General features: G+C 59.4%; 14 protein-coding genes. 6 read left to right on the forward strand and 8 right to left on the reverse strand.

The features are described from left to right. The first annotated feature begins 66 nt into the window (after positions 1-66). Entirely contained in the window at positions 67-1,380 is a 1,314-nt protein-coding gene (aceA, locus tag GWQ29_RS00555) for an isocitrate lyase (protein WP_021139226.1), read from the forward strand. Between the two features lie 94 nt (positions 1,381-1,474). On the opposite strand, the gene hda is transcribed toward aceA, so the two are convergent. From hda to upp, 3 genes are all read right to left on the reverse strand, one after another. After that, a complete protein-coding gene (hda, locus tag GWQ29_RS00560; RefSeq protein ID WP_005320168.1) occupies positions 1,475-2,176 on the reverse strand; it encodes a DnaA inactivator Hda in 702 nt (233 codons plus the stop codon). Positions 2,177-2,279: 103 nt separating this feature from the next. Beyond that, positions 2,280-3,299 carry a DUF2066 domain-containing protein gene (locus tag GWQ29_RS00565; protein ID WP_275918536.1) on the reverse strand — a complete coding sequence of 340 codons (1,020 nt, stop codon included), beginning with the start codon at positions 3,297-3,299 and terminating at the stop codon, positions 2,280-2,282. A gap of 149 nt (positions 3,300-3,448) precedes the next feature. After that, on the reverse strand, positions 3,449-4,075 hold the full coding sequence (gene upp, locus GWQ29_RS00570) for a uracil phosphoribosyltransferase (RefSeq protein WP_005320172.1): 627 nt from the start codon (positions 4,073-4,075) through the stop codon (positions 3,449-3,451). 176 nt (positions 4,076-4,251) lie between these two features. On the opposite strand from upp, the gene purM reads away from it, so the two are divergent. Further along, the gene (gene purM, locus GWQ29_RS00575; RefSeq protein ID WP_059112624.1) at positions 4,252-5,289 is read left to right on the forward strand and encodes a phosphoribosylformylglycinamidine cyclo-ligase; all 1,038 of its coding nucleotides are present in this window, start codon (positions 4,252-4,254) and stop codon (positions 5,287-5,289) included. A gap of 32 nt (positions 5,290-5,321) precedes the next feature. Further along, positions 5,322-5,960: a phosphoribosylglycinamide formyltransferase gene (gene purN, locus GWQ29_RS00580; RefSeq protein ID WP_201302874.1), complete on the forward strand. Its 639-nt coding sequence runs from the start codon at positions 5,322-5,324 to the stop codon at positions 5,958-5,960. 118 nt (positions 5,961-6,078) lie between these two features. Here purN and GWQ29_RS00585 read toward each other — a convergent pair whose 3' ends face one another. The 5 genes from GWQ29_RS00585 to GWQ29_RS00605 all read right to left on the reverse strand — a co-directional run bounded on the left by GWQ29_RS00585 (position 6,079) and on the right by GWQ29_RS00605 (position 12,232). Beyond that, a complete protein-coding gene (locus GWQ29_RS00585; protein WP_276560681.1) occupies positions 6,079-6,840 on the reverse strand; it encodes a Nif3-like dinuclear metal center hexameric protein in 762 nt (253 codons plus the stop codon). 353 nt (positions 6,841-7,193) lie between these two features. Further along, entirely contained in the window at positions 7,194-8,537 is a 1,344-nt protein-coding gene (locus tag GWQ29_RS00590; protein WP_265421222.1) for a sigma-54 dependent transcriptional regulator, read from the reverse strand. After that, positions 8,534-9,568 carry a sensor histidine kinase gene (locus tag GWQ29_RS00595; RefSeq protein ID WP_059168693.1) on the reverse strand — a complete coding sequence of 345 codons (1,035 nt, stop codon included), beginning with the start codon at positions 9,566-9,568 and terminating at the stop codon, positions 8,534-8,536. The genes GWQ29_RS00590 and GWQ29_RS00595 overlap by 4 nt, the downstream gene beginning before the upstream one ends. Positions 9,569-9,674: 106 nt before the next feature. Then, positions 9,675-11,096, reverse strand: coding sequence for a sigma-54 dependent transcriptional regulator (locus tag GWQ29_RS00600; RefSeq protein ID WP_034523731.1), 1,422 nt, complete (start codon positions 11,094-11,096; stop codon positions 9,675-9,677). A gap of 266 nt (positions 11,097-11,362) precedes the next feature. Then, the gene (locus GWQ29_RS00605; protein WP_005320184.1) at positions 11,363-12,232 is read right to left on the reverse strand and encodes a DUF2726 domain-containing protein; all 870 of its coding nucleotides are present in this window, start codon (positions 12,230-12,232) and stop codon (positions 11,363-11,365) included. A 190-nt stretch (positions 12,233-12,422) separates the two neighbouring features. Here GWQ29_RS00605 and GWQ29_RS00610 point away from each other — a divergent pair, with 190 nt between their 5' ends. The 3 genes from GWQ29_RS00610 to ppx all read left to right on the forward strand — a co-directional run bounded on the left by GWQ29_RS00610 (position 12,423) and on the right by ppx (position 16,559). Further along, positions 12,423-12,935, forward strand: a complete 513-nt coding sequence (locus GWQ29_RS00610) for an ACT domain-containing protein (protein ID WP_021139235.1) — start codon at positions 12,423-12,425, stop codon at positions 12,933-12,935. Positions 12,936-13,009: 74 nt separating this feature from the next. Then, entirely contained in the window at positions 13,010-15,079 is a 2,070-nt protein-coding gene (ppk1, locus tag GWQ29_RS00615; protein WP_265462399.1) for a polyphosphate kinase 1, read from the forward strand. Then, the gene (gene ppx / locus GWQ29_RS00620; RefSeq protein WP_265462400.1) at positions 15,069-16,559 is read left to right on the forward strand and encodes an exopolyphosphatase; all 1,491 of its coding nucleotides are present in this window, start codon (positions 15,069-15,071) and stop codon (positions 16,557-16,559) included. The genes ppk1 and ppx overlap by 11 nt, the downstream gene beginning before the upstream one ends. The last annotated feature ends 74 nt before the right edge of the window (positions 16,560-16,633 follow it).

The raw sequence follows: 16,633 nt of genomic DNA on the forward strand, positions 1-16,633 counted from the left end.
CTCCCCAGCGGAGCCCGCCAATAACAAGTCAATGGAAACGTGAAATCAATGAAAGAGGGAACTGATATGGCACTGACCCGTGAGCAACAGATCCAGGCTATCGAGAAAGACTGGGCAGAAAACCCCCGCTGGAAAGGGATCAAGCGCGGCTACAGCGCCGAAGACGTGGTGAATCTGCGCGGCAGCTTGCAGCCGGTGCACACCCTGGCTCAGCGCGGCGCCGACAAACTGTGGGAGCTGATCCACGGCAGCGCCAAGAAAGGCTACGTCAACTGCCTCGGCGCCCTGACCGGCGGCCAGGCAGTGCAGCAGGCCAAGGCAGGTATAGAGGCCATCTACCTCTCCGGCTGGCAAGTGGCGGCGGACAACAACTTGTCCTCCACCATGTATCCGGATCAGTCTCTCTACCCGGCCAACTCCGTCCCCTCGGTGGTTGAGCGCATCAACAACTCGTTTGCCCGTGCCGACCAGATCCAGTGGGCCAACAAGGTGGGGCCGCAGGATGCCGGTTTCATCGACTACTTCCTGCCGATCGTGGCGGATGCCGAAGCCGGTTTCGGCGGCGTGCTGAACGCCTTCGAGCTGATGAAGGGGATGATTGAAGCGGGCGCCGCCGGCGTACACTTCGAAGATCAGCTGGCATCGGTCAAGAAGTGCGGCCACATGGGTGGCAAAGTGCTGGTGCCGACTCAGGAAGCGGTGCAGAAGCTGGTTGCAGCACGCCTCGCAGCCGACGTCTGTGGCACCACCACCCTGGTGATCGCCCGTACCGACGCCAACGCGGCGGACTTGCTGACCACGGATGCGGATCCGTACGATTCAGGCTTCCTGACCGGTGAGCGTACCGCCGAAGGTTTCTACAAGGTGCAGGCGGGTATCGAGCAGGCCATCTCCCGTGGCTTGGCTTATGCCCCTTATGCCGACATGGTGTGGTGTGAAACCGCCAAGCCGGATCTGGACGAGGCGCGCAAGTTTGCCGAAGCCATCAAGGCGCAGTACCCGGACACCATACTGGCCTACAACTGCTCCCCCAGCTTCAACTGGAAGAAGAACCTGGACGATGCCACCATCGCCCGCTTCCAGCAGGAGCTGTCCGACATGGGTTACAAGTACCAGTTCATCACCCTCGCTGGCATCCACAACATGTGGTTCCACATGTACGAACTGGCTTACCAGTACGCCCGTGGCGAGGGGATGAAGCACTACGTCGAGATGGTGCAAGAGCCGGAATTTGCCGCCGCCAGCCGTGGTTACACCTTCGTTGCCCACCAGCAGGAAGTGGGCACAGGCTACTTCGACAAAGTCACTACCGTCATTCAGGGTGGACAATCTTCAGTGACAGCACTGACAGGTTCGACCGAAGAAGATCAGTTCCACTGATGACGACAATCGCACAGACAAAAACCCCGGCCTGGTGCCGGGGTTTCTTTTTGGTTTCAATCCGGGTTTACCCGCACACGCAGCCACAGCCCGCTCAAAGTTCGAGGATCTCTTTCACAAAGGGGATGGTGAGTTTGCGCTTGGCGCGAAATGAGGCGTTATCGAGCTGATTGAGGGTGGTAAGCAAGGTGCGCATGTCGCGGGAGAGTCGGTTGAGCAGGAAGCGGCCCACATCGATGGGCAATTTGAAGCCCCGCAGCTCGGCACGCAGCTGCAGGGCACTGAGCTTGCCTTCATCATCCAGCTCGTCGAGATGGAAACTCACCCCCCAGTCGAGGCGGGAGGCGAGATCCGGCAGTTGCAGCCCCAGCTTGCGCGGTGCGCTGCAACCCGTGACCACCAGGGTACCTTCCCCCTTCTCCTGCCAGCGATTGTAAAAATCGAACAGGGCACGTTCCCACTGCGCATTGCCGGCGATGGCTTCCAGGCTGTCGAGACAGACCAGTGGCAAGCTTTCGAGGGCGTCGAGCATGCTGGGATCCAGCTGTTCAAATTGATCGAGGGAGAGATAGGCCGCCGCCGCATCGCGGGCATTGACCTCGGCACAGGTTGCATGGAGCAGATGGGAGCGTCCCGATCCCTTGGCGCCCCAGAAATAGAGGAAAGGCGATCCCTGACCAATGGCCGCATTCTTGAGGGCGGTGATCAGATGAGCATTGTTGCCGGGATAAAAACTGACGAAGGTTTCATCATCCGGTAGTTGTACGGCTAAAGACAGTTGGGCCGGTTGCTTCACTCGTTAGGCTTTGACTGTGACATTTGTGCCAGAGTGTACCATCGCAAAGGCAGATAGAGAACCGCCCGGACTTGGCCGGGCGGTCGGGAACACGATGAAATGATCAGGGCTGCGACCATTGGTAACGCAAACCGCTGTCATTATCATCAATCTGGCGCAACCGGCTCTCCAGTTGCAGGCCGCGGATGAGCTCGGCCTTGTCGCCCTGCAACGAGAGATCGAAGGTCACCTTGTCCCCCTCCAGCTTGCCGATAGTCACCTTGGTCACGCTGGCCATCCCCTGCAGCATCTTCTGCACCGTGATCATGCCATCAATACCAGACAAACCTTCCACCACCAGTGTCTGACTGGAAGCGACACCCGAAATGCGCGCGCCATAGTTCTGTACCAGCCAGGCAGCCAGCTCATCGGCAAAATGCTGCGCCACCTCGGCCTGGGTACCACTGCTGCTGCCACGGGTGAGTTCGGACAGCTCGCTACCGGCCTTGGGTCCATAAAGGCCCCAGTCCATGCTCCACTTGTCACCTTCCGGTGTCAGCTTGCCCAGCACCACCATCTCGGCGCCATAACGCTGGCTCGCCTGCAGTATGGGAGCGGCAAAACGACCCCAGACGTCAGTGGCGTTGACCGCCATGTTGTCATCGAGATCCATCAAAGGAATGCTGACCGGCAGTCCCATGGCCTGGCTCTGGGTTCGCAGTGCGCTGGCCCAGCCATCGCTGGATTGATCCGGCAGGATGCGGCGCTCCCCCTCATTGATCACCAGCCAGAGCGCCATCTGTGGCCTTGCAGGCCCCAGCAGGGCAAACTTGCTTTGGGAGATCAGGGCATTGACCTTGGCCACGTTGAAGTCGGCTTTCAGAAACTTGACCGGCCCCACATCCTGATAGCCATAGTGCTGCACATAGTCGCCGGGGGCGGCCAGCGCCTTGACCACGTCAGGCTGGGTGAGGATGTCCCGTTTGCCGGTCACCTTGACGAGCACATCCCCCAGCGCCTGGGACTGGGCAGCCACCATGTCGCCGCTGGTGGGCGCCTTGCCCTGATAGAGATCGGTCACCTGAGCGGCCGAGACCATGAATGACAAGCCGCAGCAGAGGGCGGTCACAACACGTTTGAGCATGAGAGGAGTCTCGAAATGGGAGATGCTGCTTATGGTAGCGGCAAGGCGCGCATTGCAGCAAGACAGAGGATGCCATAAACAGCAGAGCCGGCAAGGCGCCGGCTCCATTCTCACCCCTCATACAGAGAAGGTGGTCAAGGCATCAGGAATTACTTGGTACCAAAGATCTTGTCGCCAGCATCCCCCAGACCCGGGACAATATAGCCTTTCTCGTTCAGGCCCTGATCGACGGAGGCGCAGTAGAGCTCAACGTCGGGGTGAGCGGCTTCCAGCGCCTTGATGCCTTCGGGCGCGGCGACCAGCACCAGCACCTTGATGGATTGGCAGCCTTTCTTTTTCAGCAGGTCGATGGTGGCAATCATGGAGCCGCCAGTGGCCAGCATGGGGTCGATGACCAGCGCCAGGCGCTCTTCGATGTTGCTGACGATCTTCTCGAAGTAGGGAACCGGTTGCAAAGTCTCTTCATCGCGGTAGATACCGACCACGCTGACGCGGGCGCTCGGCATGTGCTCCAGCACGCCATCCATCATGCCAAGACCGGCACGCAGGATGGGCACGACAGTGACCTTCTTGCCCTTGATCTGGTCAACTTCCACTGGTCCGTTCCAGCCGTCGATGGTAACCTTCTCGGTTTCGAAGTCAGAGGTCGCTTCGTAGGTCAACAAACTGCCCACTTCTTTGGCCAGTTCACGGAAACGCTTGGTGCTGATATCGCCTTCACGCATCAACCCGATTTTGTGTTTGACCAGGGGGTGTTTGACTTCAACGACTTTCATTATTATCTCCTCTAACTGCCGCGAAAAAAATCGCGGAATCATACAACAAAAGCCACGGCTTGTAGAGCTTTTCCACGCAAAAACGCGCAAACGATTTCCTTTCTGCTTTTACTCGGCCACTGTTAGAATACGCCCCGAATTTTACCCTCCACTTCTTCATATGACGGGGAATACGCGTGACTGACAAAACCTCACTGAGCTACAAGGATGCTGGCGTAGATATCGATGCTGGCAATGCACTGGTTGAACGTATCAAGGGCGTGTCAAAACGCACTCGTCGTCCTGAAGTCCTTGGTGGTCTTGGCGGCTTTGGGGCCCTGTGTCAAATCCCTGCGGGCTACAAGGAACCGGTACTGGTCTCCGGTACCGATGGTGTGGGCACCAAGCTGCGTCTCGCCATCGATCTGAAAAAGCACGATACCGTCGGTATCGACCTGGTGGCCATGTGCGTCAACGACCTGATCGTACAGGGTGCTGAGCCCCTGTTCTTCCTCGACTACTATGCCACCGGCAAGCTGGACGTGGACACGGCCGCGGCCGTTGTCACCGGTATCGGTGTCGGCTGTGAGCAATCAGGTTGTGCCTTGGTAGGCGGCGAAACCGCCGAGATGCCGGGCATGTATGAAGGGGAAGACTACGACATCGCCGGTTTCTGCGTCGGTGTGGTGGAAAAGAGCGAGATCATCGACGGCAGCAAAGTGGGTGACGGCGATGCCCTGATCGCCCTGGCTGCCAGTGGCCCCCACTCCAACGGTTTTTCTCTGGTCCGCAAGATCCTTGAGGTCTCCAAGGCCGATGTGCACCAGCCGCTAGGTGATACCACCCTGGCCAACGCCTTGCTGGAGCCGACCCGCATCTATGTGAAGCCGGTGCTCAAGCTCATCAAGGAGTGCGAGATCCACGCTCTGTCCCACATCACCGGCGGCGGATTCTGGGAAAACATCCCACGCGTACTACCCGCCAACACCCAAGCGGTGATCGACGAGCAGAGCTGGCAGTGGCCGGCGGTGTTCAGCTGGTTGCAACAGGCCGGCAACGTCACCCGCCACGAAATGTACCGTACCTTCAACTGCGGTGTCGGCATGATCATCGCCCTGCCGGCGGATCAGCTTGAAAAAGCGCTGACCCTGCTCAAGGCTGAAGGCGAGAATGCATGGCACATAGGCCATATCGCCAAGGCGGCAGAGGGTGAGGAGCAGGTCATCATTCAATGAATGACCGGATCAACAGCCAAATGACCTCCCCCATGAAACGCATCCTGGTGCTTGTCTCCGGCAGCGGCAGCAACCTGCAGGCTATTCTCGACAGTTGCGCCAGCGGCAAGATTGCCGGCGAAGTGGTCGGCGTCATCAGCAACAAGGCCGATGCCTACGGCTTGGTGCGTGCGCAAACGGCCGGGGTGGCGACCTCCATTCTGGCCCAGCAGCAGTTTGCCAGCCGGGCGGAGTATGACGTCGCCCTGCAGGCGCTGATGGATGACTATCAGCCGGATCTGGTGGTACTGGCTGGCTTTATGCGGATCCTGAGTGCCGATCTGGTGCGTCACTTTGCAGGGCGGATGATCAACATCCACCCTTCACTGCTGCCCAAGTATCAGGGCTTGCACACTCACCAGCGGGCTATTGATGCCGGTGATAGCGAGCACGGTGCCAGCGTCCATTTCGTCACCGAAGAGCTGGATGGCGGTCCCGTGATCCTGCAGGCTCGCGTCCCCATCTTCGAAGGTGACGATGTCGAGGAAGTGGCGGCCCGGGTGCAGGTCCAGGAGCACAGCATCTACCCGCTGGTGGTGCAGTGGTTCTGCGAAGGAAGGTTAAGAATGCAGGGCGATACCGTCCTGCTGGACGGTGCCGCCCTTGGCCCCGCAGGTCATGCCTGCGAGTAACCGCTAAGCGCAGCATGCAAAATGTAACAAGGGAGGCTCAGGCCTCCCTTGTCATTTCTATCTACTCGCTCAATTGCTGCAGTCATGTCCGATTACGCCGCTACGCGGCTAATCGAACTTACACCGGATTGTCGATATCGATAAAGGTCACATCCAGCCCGTGTACGGTCGCCAGCCACTCTCCCAGCGCCTTGATGCCGTAGCGCTCGGTAGCATGGTGCCCGGCCGCATAGAAATGCATGCCCATCTCGCGGGCGGTGTGGATGGTCTGCTCGGAGGCTTCGCCGGAGATGAAGGCATCGATCCCCTGCTCCGCCGCCAGATTGATATAGCTCTGGCCACCGCCAGTGCACCAGGCCACGGAGCGGATAAGCTCGGGGCCTGTGTCACCACAATAAAGGGGTTCACGGCCGAGTCGTTCGGCGATGCGCGTTGCAAAATCGCGACCGCTCATCGGCTGTTCCAGCTTGCCCACCATGGCGACGCTCTTGCTGTTCCAGGGCTCCAGGCCACGGCGCACCTTGATATCCAGCAGCTTGGCAAGCTGGGCGTTGTTACCCACCTCGGGATGCACATCCAGGGGTAGATGGTAGGCAAACAGGTTGATGTCGTGAGTGAGCAGGGTCTTGAGGCGACGCTGCTTCATGCCGGTGATCTGGGCCGGCTCGCCGCTCCAGAAGTAACCGTGATGGACCAGAATGGCATCGGCGTCGAGAGCCACGGCCGCATCGATCAGAGCCTGACTGGCGGTGACGCCGGTCACGACCTTGCGAATGCGCGCGCGCCCTTCCACCTGCAACCCATTGGGGCAGTAATCCTTGATGGCGTGGGGTTCAAGTAGATGGTTGAGTACGGTTTCGAGTTTTCGATGAGAGATCATAGGGGTCCCTTATAAAGGCTCGGTCCCCTGCATCAACGATACGGCAGGGGCCAGGCTCAAACGCCAAGGACCCCATGATAATCGAGCCAGGCCGCCAAGACCATGACAGTTCCCACCCTCGGCACTCGAACGCAACGCCACCCTGACTGCACTGATAACCAAGCCGGGCAGCCAGGGACAAGAGTATTGCTCACCCCCACCTTCCCGCAAACAGGCGACCCCTTCCTTTTGGGCAACAGGGTCAGACCATGAGGGTCACGACAGTTTCCACACCACCTTGCAACCCAGAGGGGCTCCCGGCCACCTGATAACCAGGCCAAGCAACCAGGGCCGCCACGGGGTCGACCCCATACTCAGGCGGGAAGATCTATCCCCGCCTCCCGCATCTGGGCCAGCTTGTAGCGCAGGGTGCGCGGGCTGATGCCGAGCCGGTCGGCTACCGCCTTGCGGCTGCCGTTGCAGTCTTGCAGGGTGTCGAGGATGATCTGATGCTCCTGCTGCTTGAGCTCACTGCCCAGATGCTCGCTGCCGCTGATACGGTCGCTGCCAGTGAAGCGGATCTCCTCTTCGTCCACCTCTTCCAGGATCAGGTGCTCGCAGCCAATGAGGCCATCCGGACTCAGGATCAGGGCACGTTGTACCACGTTGTCCAGCTCGCGCACGTTACCGGGCCAGGCGTGGGCCAACAGACGTTCGCGAGCCCTCTCTGCCAGCTGCGGCGTCGGCAGCCCCTGCTGGCTGGCATGCAGTGCCAGCAGGTGTTCTGCCAGCGGCAGTATGTCGCCGGGCCGCTCCCAGAGCGCGGTCCAGCGCAGGGGGAAGACGTTGAGACGGTAGTAGAGATCCTCGCGGAACAGGCCGTCCTGCACCGCCTTCTTGAGATCCCGGTTGCTGGTGGCGATGACCCGCACATCGAGGGGGATCATCTTGCGACTGCCGAGCCGCTCTACTTCTTTTTCCTGCAATACCCGCAGCAGCTTGGCTTGCAACCCCAGATCCATCTCGGTGATCTCGTCGAGCAGCAAGGTACCGCCCTGGGCCTGCTCGAACTTGCCTGGACAACCCTGCACGGCACCGGTGAAGGCACCCTTCTCGTAGCCGAACAGGGTCGCCTCCAGCATGTTTTCCGGGATGGCGGCGCAGTTGATGGCGACGAAGGTTTGTTCGGCGCGGCTGGAGTTGTCGTGAATGTAGCGAGCCAGCACCTCTTTACCGGTACCGCTCGGGCCAGTCACCATGACAGTGGCTTCGCTTCTGGCCACCCGGGTCGCCAGCTGGAACAGTTCGGCGGTCTTTGGATCCCCGTATACCACAGCGCGCTTCTCCACTTTCTGGGCCGGCACATAGCGGCTGACCTGATTGAGCAGCACTTCGGGAGAAAACGGCTTGGCGAGATAGTCGATGGCGCCTTCCCGCATGGCGCGCACGGCACCGTCGATGTTGGCGTAGGCCGTCATCAGCAGCACGGGGATCTGCGGATATTGCTGGCGGATAGCGGCCAGCAGGGTCAGGCCATCCATGCCCCCCATCTGGATATCGGAGATCACCATATCAAAGCTTTGGCGCGACAGAGCCAACAGGGCGCGTTCGCCGCTGTCCGCTTCACGACACTCGTAGCCGCCGAGCAAGAGTGTATCCACCAGCGCTTCGCGCAGGCCATTGTCATCTTCTACGACCAGAATACGGGCCTGAGTCATGCGACACCTCCAAGCTGCATCGGTTGCTGATGCAGAGGGAACGACAGAGTAAAGCAGGTGCCTTCAGTGGGCACTGAGGCCACACTGACCTCCCCCTGATGGGCACGCACCACAGATTGCACCACCGCCAGACCCAGGCCAGTGCCCTGGGAGCGGGTGGTGAAGAAGGGTTCGAAAATCTGGTTGAGCAGGTGGGCGGGCATCCCCTTGCCATTGTCGAGGATGCGCATCTCCACCCGGGCGCCGCTGCGCACCGCACTCACCAGCAAGGAGGTGGCCCCCGCCTGCTGGGCGTTGGCGATCAGATTGTTGATGGCCCCCGCCAGTGCACTGCTGTTGGCAAGCAGGCACAGATCCGGCTCCGGCGCCTCCATGTGCAACTCGCAGCCTTGCTGGTTGCAAAATGCCTCGGCACCGGCCTGTACCTCTGCCAGCAACCCCTGTACCGAGATGGGGGTCACCACCTGGTTGTCACCGTTGCGAGCGAACAGCAGTATGTCGTTGATCTGTTTCTCGAGATCTTGCAACCTGGCCATCAGCTTTTGCTGGAACTGGCTGCGGGACTCAGGTTTCAAGGTGCGGTTGGCAAGATTGGCCGCATAGAGCATGGCGGCAGAGAGCGGTGTGCGGATCTGGTGGGCCAGCGAGGCCGCCATATTGCCAAGGGCAGACAACCGCTTCATGTGGTTGACTCTATCCTGCAATTTGCGGGTTTCGGTCAGATCCGTGATGAATACCAACTGGCCAGGTTGATCCGGCAGCGGCTGGGTTGAGAGCTGCACCCGCCGTCCGTCACGCAGGGAGATCTCGTGACCGTCATCCTCACGGGGCTGGAAGCAGCGGTCGATGATCTGGCGCCAGGCCTGACCTTCCAGCGGCTCCCCCAACAGTGCCAGGGCTGCCGGGTTGGCACGGGTGATGCGACCCTCGCCATCGAGCAGCAATACACCGGTCGGCAACGCCGTGAAGATGGCATAAAGCTGGCTCACCTCGTGAGACTGGAGTGGGTTGTCCTGCTGCTGGGCTGTCATAAACCTGACCTCAAACTGGCGATTAGGTCAGGTTATTCAATTTCCATGCCACTAAAAATATCATTATAAATCAAATCCTTGAATATAAGCGTCAAGGCTTTGACCTTTAGACTTCCTTGCTCATCCCGTACTTTTTCATCTTCTCCACCAATGTGGTGCGACGCATGCCGAGCAAGTCGGCGGCGCGGGCCACGACACCATCCTGGGACTCCAACGCCTGGCGGATCAGCTCCACCTCCAGATCGGCCAGCATCTCCTTGAGATTGACCCCCTCCTCCGGCAGCTGCATGGCGCGGGCGTGACTGTTGTGCATATCCAGCTCGGGCGGATCCTGGAACACGGCGGCCAGCGCATCGCGCTCGTCCATTTCGGTCAACCGCTCATCCCTCGGTTCGCACGGCAGCAGACGATAGCGGCTCGGCAGGTCGGCCACATCGACGATCTGTTGCGGATAGAGAATAAGCAGCCGCTCCAGCAGGTTGGAAAGCTCGCGCACATTGCCGGGCCAGGGGTATTGCATCAGGGATTCCATGGCGCGCTGGGTCAGGCGAATGATGCCATGATGCTGCTCGGCATGACGGTTGAGCAGCTCCTGCAGCAACAGCGGAATGTCGTCGACCCGCTCCCGCAGCGGCGGCGTCTCGATGGGAAAGACATTGAGGCGATAGTAGAGATCCTCGCGAAAGCCCTGGGTGCGGATCATCACCTCCAGATCCCTGTGGGTCGCCGCTATGATGCGCACGTCCGCCTGGATCGGCTTGCCACCGCCGACCCGATCAAACAGCCGCTCCTGCAACACCCGCAGCAACTTGACCTGCATCGGCAATGGCATGTCACCGATCTCGTCGAGGAACAGGGTGCCACCCTGTGCCAGCTCGAAGCGACCGCGACGGGAGGCGATGGCGCCGGTGAAGGCCCCTTTTTCATGACCGAACAGTTCGCTTTCCAGCAATTCGGCCGGGATGGCGCCGCAGTTGATGGGCACAAAAGGACCGGCACAGCGTGAAGAGAGTTCGTGAATGGCGCGGGCGACCACCTCTTTACCCGTCCCGGACTCACCCAGGATCAATACGTTGGCGTCGGTTTCGGCCACCTGACTGATGAGGCGGCGCACCTCCTGGATGCCACGCCCTTTGCCCACCAGCAGACGCAGCAGGGCCTGGCCCTTGTCATGGGTCTGCTGGCGAGGATGCAAGGAGACAAATGCCTGACAGAAATGCAGATACCGAGTGAGGGATTCGTAGGTGAAGGGAGCTTCGGCGACACCGATGAAGTTGCTGTTGGGAAAATCAGCCGGAACCAGCGACAAAAACGGAATGCGGGGAAAGAGGGTCAGCAATTCGTCCAACGGACGACCGGTCAAGGCACCGGCCAGCACCCCTTGCAGCGGGCCGGACGTTTCGATGGCCACATCCAGCTCGCTCTCGGCAATCTCCTGCCAAGGGATCCCCATAAACGAGAGCACAGTGCCCAACTGTTGGCGCCGCTGCGCATCGGCATCAACAATCAATACTCCCATCGCCATCATATCCATCCCTCTTATAATAGACGTAACTTATTGTTTTAATGTGCTTCTGTGGTCAAGCCACGCACCTTATGCAGGTCGCACAAAGTGCCAAAATTCCGACGCATTGTCAAAATTTGTCGCATTTGACTTAAGTTTATCGACGCAACTGCGTAATAAGATAAATTTTGTCGCCTCTTTTTTGATGAGGCATGGGGCGCTACCGCGAGGCAGGGATATTGACTGCATGTTTCCGGCCCAGTGACAGGCCGGGAACATGCAACAAGGGATCAGTGACGGGCGTTGGTGTGGGGGGCGGCGTAGCGACACTCGGGGAAGCGGCTGCACGCCATGAACAGGCGACCGGCATGGGGACCTTTTTTGGCCTCCCGTTCCACCAGCGGCGCATCGCAGCGAGGACAATGGGGTGCCTGGTGCGAATGCGAGTCCTCTTCGTCCTCCACTTCGGCAAACAAGTTATCCACCAGCTCGCTGTCGGCGGTCGAGACCAGTGCACTCCTGACCGGCGTGGTGATCACAGGGGACGAGCTTGAAGGCGAGCGTCCCCCATGGCGGGTCTCGTCCATGTCGACACCGTCCAGCAGCAAGGGGCTGAAGGTTGGCTCGCGGCGCTCACCCGGCATCACATTGTCGACCAGCGGTGCAGTTGTCTTGACCAGCAGCGGCAGGATCTGCTCGCGCAGCTCTTCCACCTGATAATGGGCACTCGCCGGGATCTGCAGCAACGGCAAACCGGCACTGTCGCAGGCAGTTTTCAGGAAAAGGTCGCGGGCCTTGCGTTTCTGATGTCGATGAGAACTGTCATCGAGCTCGATGGCGCAAATAAAGGAGAGATCGGCCGGGTGGCAGAGCAGATAATCCAGGTGCTTGGCGCTGATCTTGTTGAAGTGTTGCTGCCATTTGCTTTTGCCAAGCCCTGCCTGTGGCGTCAGCACATCGGCCACCCTCACCTTGGCAAAGACCCGGGCCTTGTCACCGACTGCCAAGTCCAGCACACCGAGGAAGGAGCGCTCGGCCGGGCTGAACAGGGCCTCCTGCAGATCATAGGGCAACGCCTTGCCTCTCTTGCTCCTGGTCCAGAAGACCACCAGCAGGAGCAGCACCAACAACACCAATCCCGATACGACAAGGGTATTCATGAATGCACTATCCAGTTCACAAAACGAAAGAGGGCATCACTCTACCACAGGGGTCAGATACCCGGCAGCGCTGAAACGTGGCACAAACCTCCCCTCTGGTTTTTTTCGGCCTGTTTAGGCCGAACGGGGCTTCATATGGCCTGCCACAGCAGGCACAATGCTACAGAAACCCAATTCCAAGGAGAGCAGGATGCAGAAGCAATTGGTCGTGACCGTGATAGGTACAGACAAACCCGGCATAGTCGAGAGTCTGGCGGATGTCATCACACAGCAACAGGGCAACTGGCTGGGCAGTTCCATGAGCGAGCTGGCCGGGCAATTTGCCGGCATCCTGCACGTCACTGTGCCCGATGAGCACTACCGCAGCCTGTGTGAGGCCTTGGTAATGTTGCCCGGCCTCACCGTCAGCTTTGCCGAAGGCCAGCTCGGCCAGGAACCGGAACGCCAGGTCATGCTCAGCGTCACCGGCAACGACAGAGCAGGGATAGTGCACGAAGTGGCCAGCATACTGCGCCAGCTCAACATCAACGTGGCCGATCTCACCACGGGTTGCGAACCTGCGCCCCACTCGGGCGCCCCACTCTTCTATGCTCACGCCCTGGTGGCCCTGCCACCCCAGCTGGAGCTGGACGATCTTGTGGCGGCACTTGAATCTCTATCTGACGATCTTGTCGTCGATATCGACCAGGCTTTCACCGACTGAGCGGATTGTCATCAATCTGTCATATTCACACGCCATAACTGCCGCGCAGACGCGACCTGATACAGAGGCATTAGATGAGCACCGACAAGCAGTATGAAGAAAAAGAGCTGAGCTGGCTCTCATTCAATGAACGGGTGTTGCAAGAGGCGATGGACAAGACGGTGCCCCTCATAGAGCGGGTCCGTTTTCTTGGGATCTTCTCCTCCAACCAGGACGAGTTCTTCAAGGTGCGGGTGTCGGACGTCAAGCGCCGTATTCTCATCAATGAAGTACACGGCGGCGGTGACGAAGCCAAAGTGCTGCTGCGCGCCATCCAGCAGAAGGTGATGGCGCTCGGCGAAGCGTTCGACAACACCTACAAGGAGCTGTTGATCGCCCTGGCCCGCCACAACATCTTCCTGGTCAACGAGACCCAGATCTCCGAGTCAATCCATCAGTGGTTGCGGGTCTTTTTCAGAGAGAAGGTACTGCGCCACATCATTCCTATCCTGCTCAACAAAGAGGTCAACCCGGTCAAGTTCCTCAAGGATGAGTACACCTATCTGGCCATCGAGATGAAGAAGAATGGCCAGGTGATCCAGTACGCTCTGGTGGAGGTACCGACCGATGATCTGCCCCGCTTCTTCCAGCTGCCTCCGGAAGGCACCCGCCGCAAGAAGCAGATCATCATTCTGGATAACGTCATCCGCTTTTGTCTCGACGAGATCTTCAAGGGCTTCTTCGACTATGACGAGATTGCCGCCTACGCGGTGAAGCTGACCCGGGATGCCGAGTATGACCTCTCCGATCAGCTGGATCTCAGCCTGGTGGACAAGATGAGTGACGGCTTGAAGCAGCGTCTCACCGCCATGCCGGTGCGCTTCGTCTACGAGCGGGAGATGCCCGCCGCCATGATAAGCTTCCTCAAGCTCAAGCTGCAGATCAGCTCCTACGACGCCATCATGCCGGGCGGGCGTTATCACAACTTCAAGGATTTCATCGGCTTCCCCAACGTGGGCCGGGACTATCTGGAAAACCCCAAGCTGCCTGCCCTCGAATGCCGCGACTTTGACGGCTTCGTCAATGCCTTTGATGCCATCGCCAAGCAGGACATACTGCTCTACTACCCGTACCACAAGTTTCATCACTTCACCGAGCTGGTGCGCCAGGCGGCGTTCGATCCTGCGGTCAGTGCCATTCGCATCAATATCTACCGGGTCGCCAAGAAGTCGCGCATCATTCACTCCCTCATCGATGCCGCCAACAACGGCAAGAAGGTGACAGTGGTGGTGGAGCTGCGGGCCCGTTTTGACGAAGCGGCCAACATCGACTGGGCCAACATTCTCACTGACGCCGGGGTCAAGGTGGTGTTCGGGGTGCCGAGCCTCAAGATCCACTCCAAACTCTGTCTCATTACCCGCCACGAAAATGGCGAGGCGGTGCGCTACGCCCATATCGGCACCGGCAACTTCAACGAGAAGACGGCCAAGATTTACACCGACTTCTCCCTGTTGACCCGCCATCCGGATATCACGGCCGAAGTGGAAGGGGTGTTTGAATACATCGAGTACCCCTATAAGCGTTACAAGTTCAACCACCTGCTGGTCTCCCCCATCAACAGCCGCCGTCAGCTCTATCGGCTGATCGACAACGAGCTCACCAACGCCAAGGTGGGACAGCCCAGCGGCATTATTCTCAAGATCAACAACCTGGTGGACAGGGATCTCATCAACCGCCTCTATGCCGCCGGTCAAGCGGGGGTACCCATCCAGATGATCATCCGCGGCATGTGCGCCCTGCGTCCCGGCGTGCCGGGCTTGAGCGAAAACATCAAAGTGATCAGCATCATAGACCGCTTCCTCGAACACCCGCGGGTCATGGTGTTTCACAACAAGGGCAACCCCCAGCTCTATATTTCCAGCGCTGACTGGATGAGCCGCAACATCGACGGCCGAATTGAGGTGGCCACGCCCATCTATGACGAGCGCCTCAAACAGCGCATCATGGACATTCTCGAGCTGCAACTGAGCGACACCTGCAAGGCTCGCGTCATCGATGCGGATCAGAAGAACGAATATGTGAAGCGGGGTAACCGCCGCAAGATCCGTTCCCAGGTCGCGATTTACGACTACCTCAAACGCATAGAGTCAAACAATGGACAATAGCCTGTACGCCGCCGTGGATCTTGGCTCGAACAGTTTTCATATGGTGATCGCCCGCCTCAACGAGGGGCGTATGCAGATAGTTGATCGCATCAAGGAGCGGGTTCGGCTGGCGGAGGGGATGGATGAGCAACGTCGCATGTCGGCAGAGGCCATGGGACGTGGCCTCGACTGTCTCGCCCTGTTTGCCGAACGACTGACCAACATCAAGCCGGATCACATCCGTATCGCCGGCACCTATACCTTGCGCCGCGCCAGCAATGCCCGCGAGTTCGTGCGCGAGGCGGCCACTGTGCTCAACCATCCCATCGAGATCATCAGTGGCCAGGAGGAGGCGCGTCTCATCTATCAGGGCGTCGCCCACACCCAGCACATTGAAGGACAAGTTCTGGTGGTGGATATCGGCGGCGGCAGCACAGAGCTCATCATAGGTGAGGGGTTCGACAGCAAGGCACTCACCAGCCGCAAGATGGGCTGTGTCAGCTTCACCCAGCATTTCTTTGCCAACGGCAAGCTGAGCGAGAAGGCCTTCAACGCCGCCGTGCTGGAGACCCAACATCAGCTCGCCCCCATCATCAACCAGTATCGCAAGTTGGGCTGGCAGAGCTGCCTGGGCAGCTCCGGCTCCATTCGAACCGTGCGCGACGTGCTGCAGGGCGAAGGCTGGACTGATGGCAGCATCACATTGGCGGGACTGGAGCGTCTCAAGCGAGAGATGCTCGACCACAAGCGGGTCGATCAGTTGAAACTCGCCGGCCTGACCGAGGAGCGCCAGGAGGTGTTTGCCGCCGCTGTGGCCATACTGCTTGGACTCTTTACCTCTCTGCCCATAGAGAGAATGGAGTATTCGGACGGTGCACTGCGCGAAGGGTTGCTGTATGAATTCGAGGAGCGCTTGCAGCACCACGACATTCGCGAGCGTACCGCCCTGGCCCTCTCCACCCACTATCGCATCGACAAGCGCCAGGCCAATCGGGTCGAGCAGAGCGTACTGACCCTGTTCGATGCGCTGAGCGGTCCCTGGGAGATGCCGGAGGAGCCCTATCGCGCCATCCTCGGCTGGGCGGCGCGACTGCACGAGATTGGTCTGGCCATCAACTACAGCGGCATCCATCGCCACTCCGCCTATATCTTGCAGCACACGGATCTGCCCGGCTTCAACCAGGACGATCAGGCACTGCTGGCGGCGCTGGTGCGGTTTCAGCGCAAGGGGCTCAAGCTCTCCGAGCTCCCTCCCCTGCCCAACCACGACGAGCAGACCGTGCTGCGTTGCATTCGCATCCTTCGCCTCGCCGTGGCGGCGCACCACAGGCGCCAAGACAACCTGTTGCCGGAATGGAAGGTGCAGGCAGCCGAAGATCAGCTGGTGGTCACCCTGCCGATCGATTGGTGCGACGAGAACCGCCTGCTGATGCAGAACCTGGAGAAAGAGCACCGTTATTGTCAGGAGCAGGGGTGGCCGCTGCTGTTCCAGCTGAGCTGATCCCCTTTCTCCACCCCGTAAACAGACAAGCAAAAAGGCAGCCCAGGCTGCCTTTTTGCTGTTATCCACTCATT

Source organism: Aeromonas sp. 2HA2 (genome assembly GCF_029237345.1).
GTDB classification, from domain to species: domain Bacteria; phylum Pseudomonadota; class Gammaproteobacteria; order Enterobacterales; family Aeromonadaceae; genus Aeromonas; species Aeromonas salmonicida.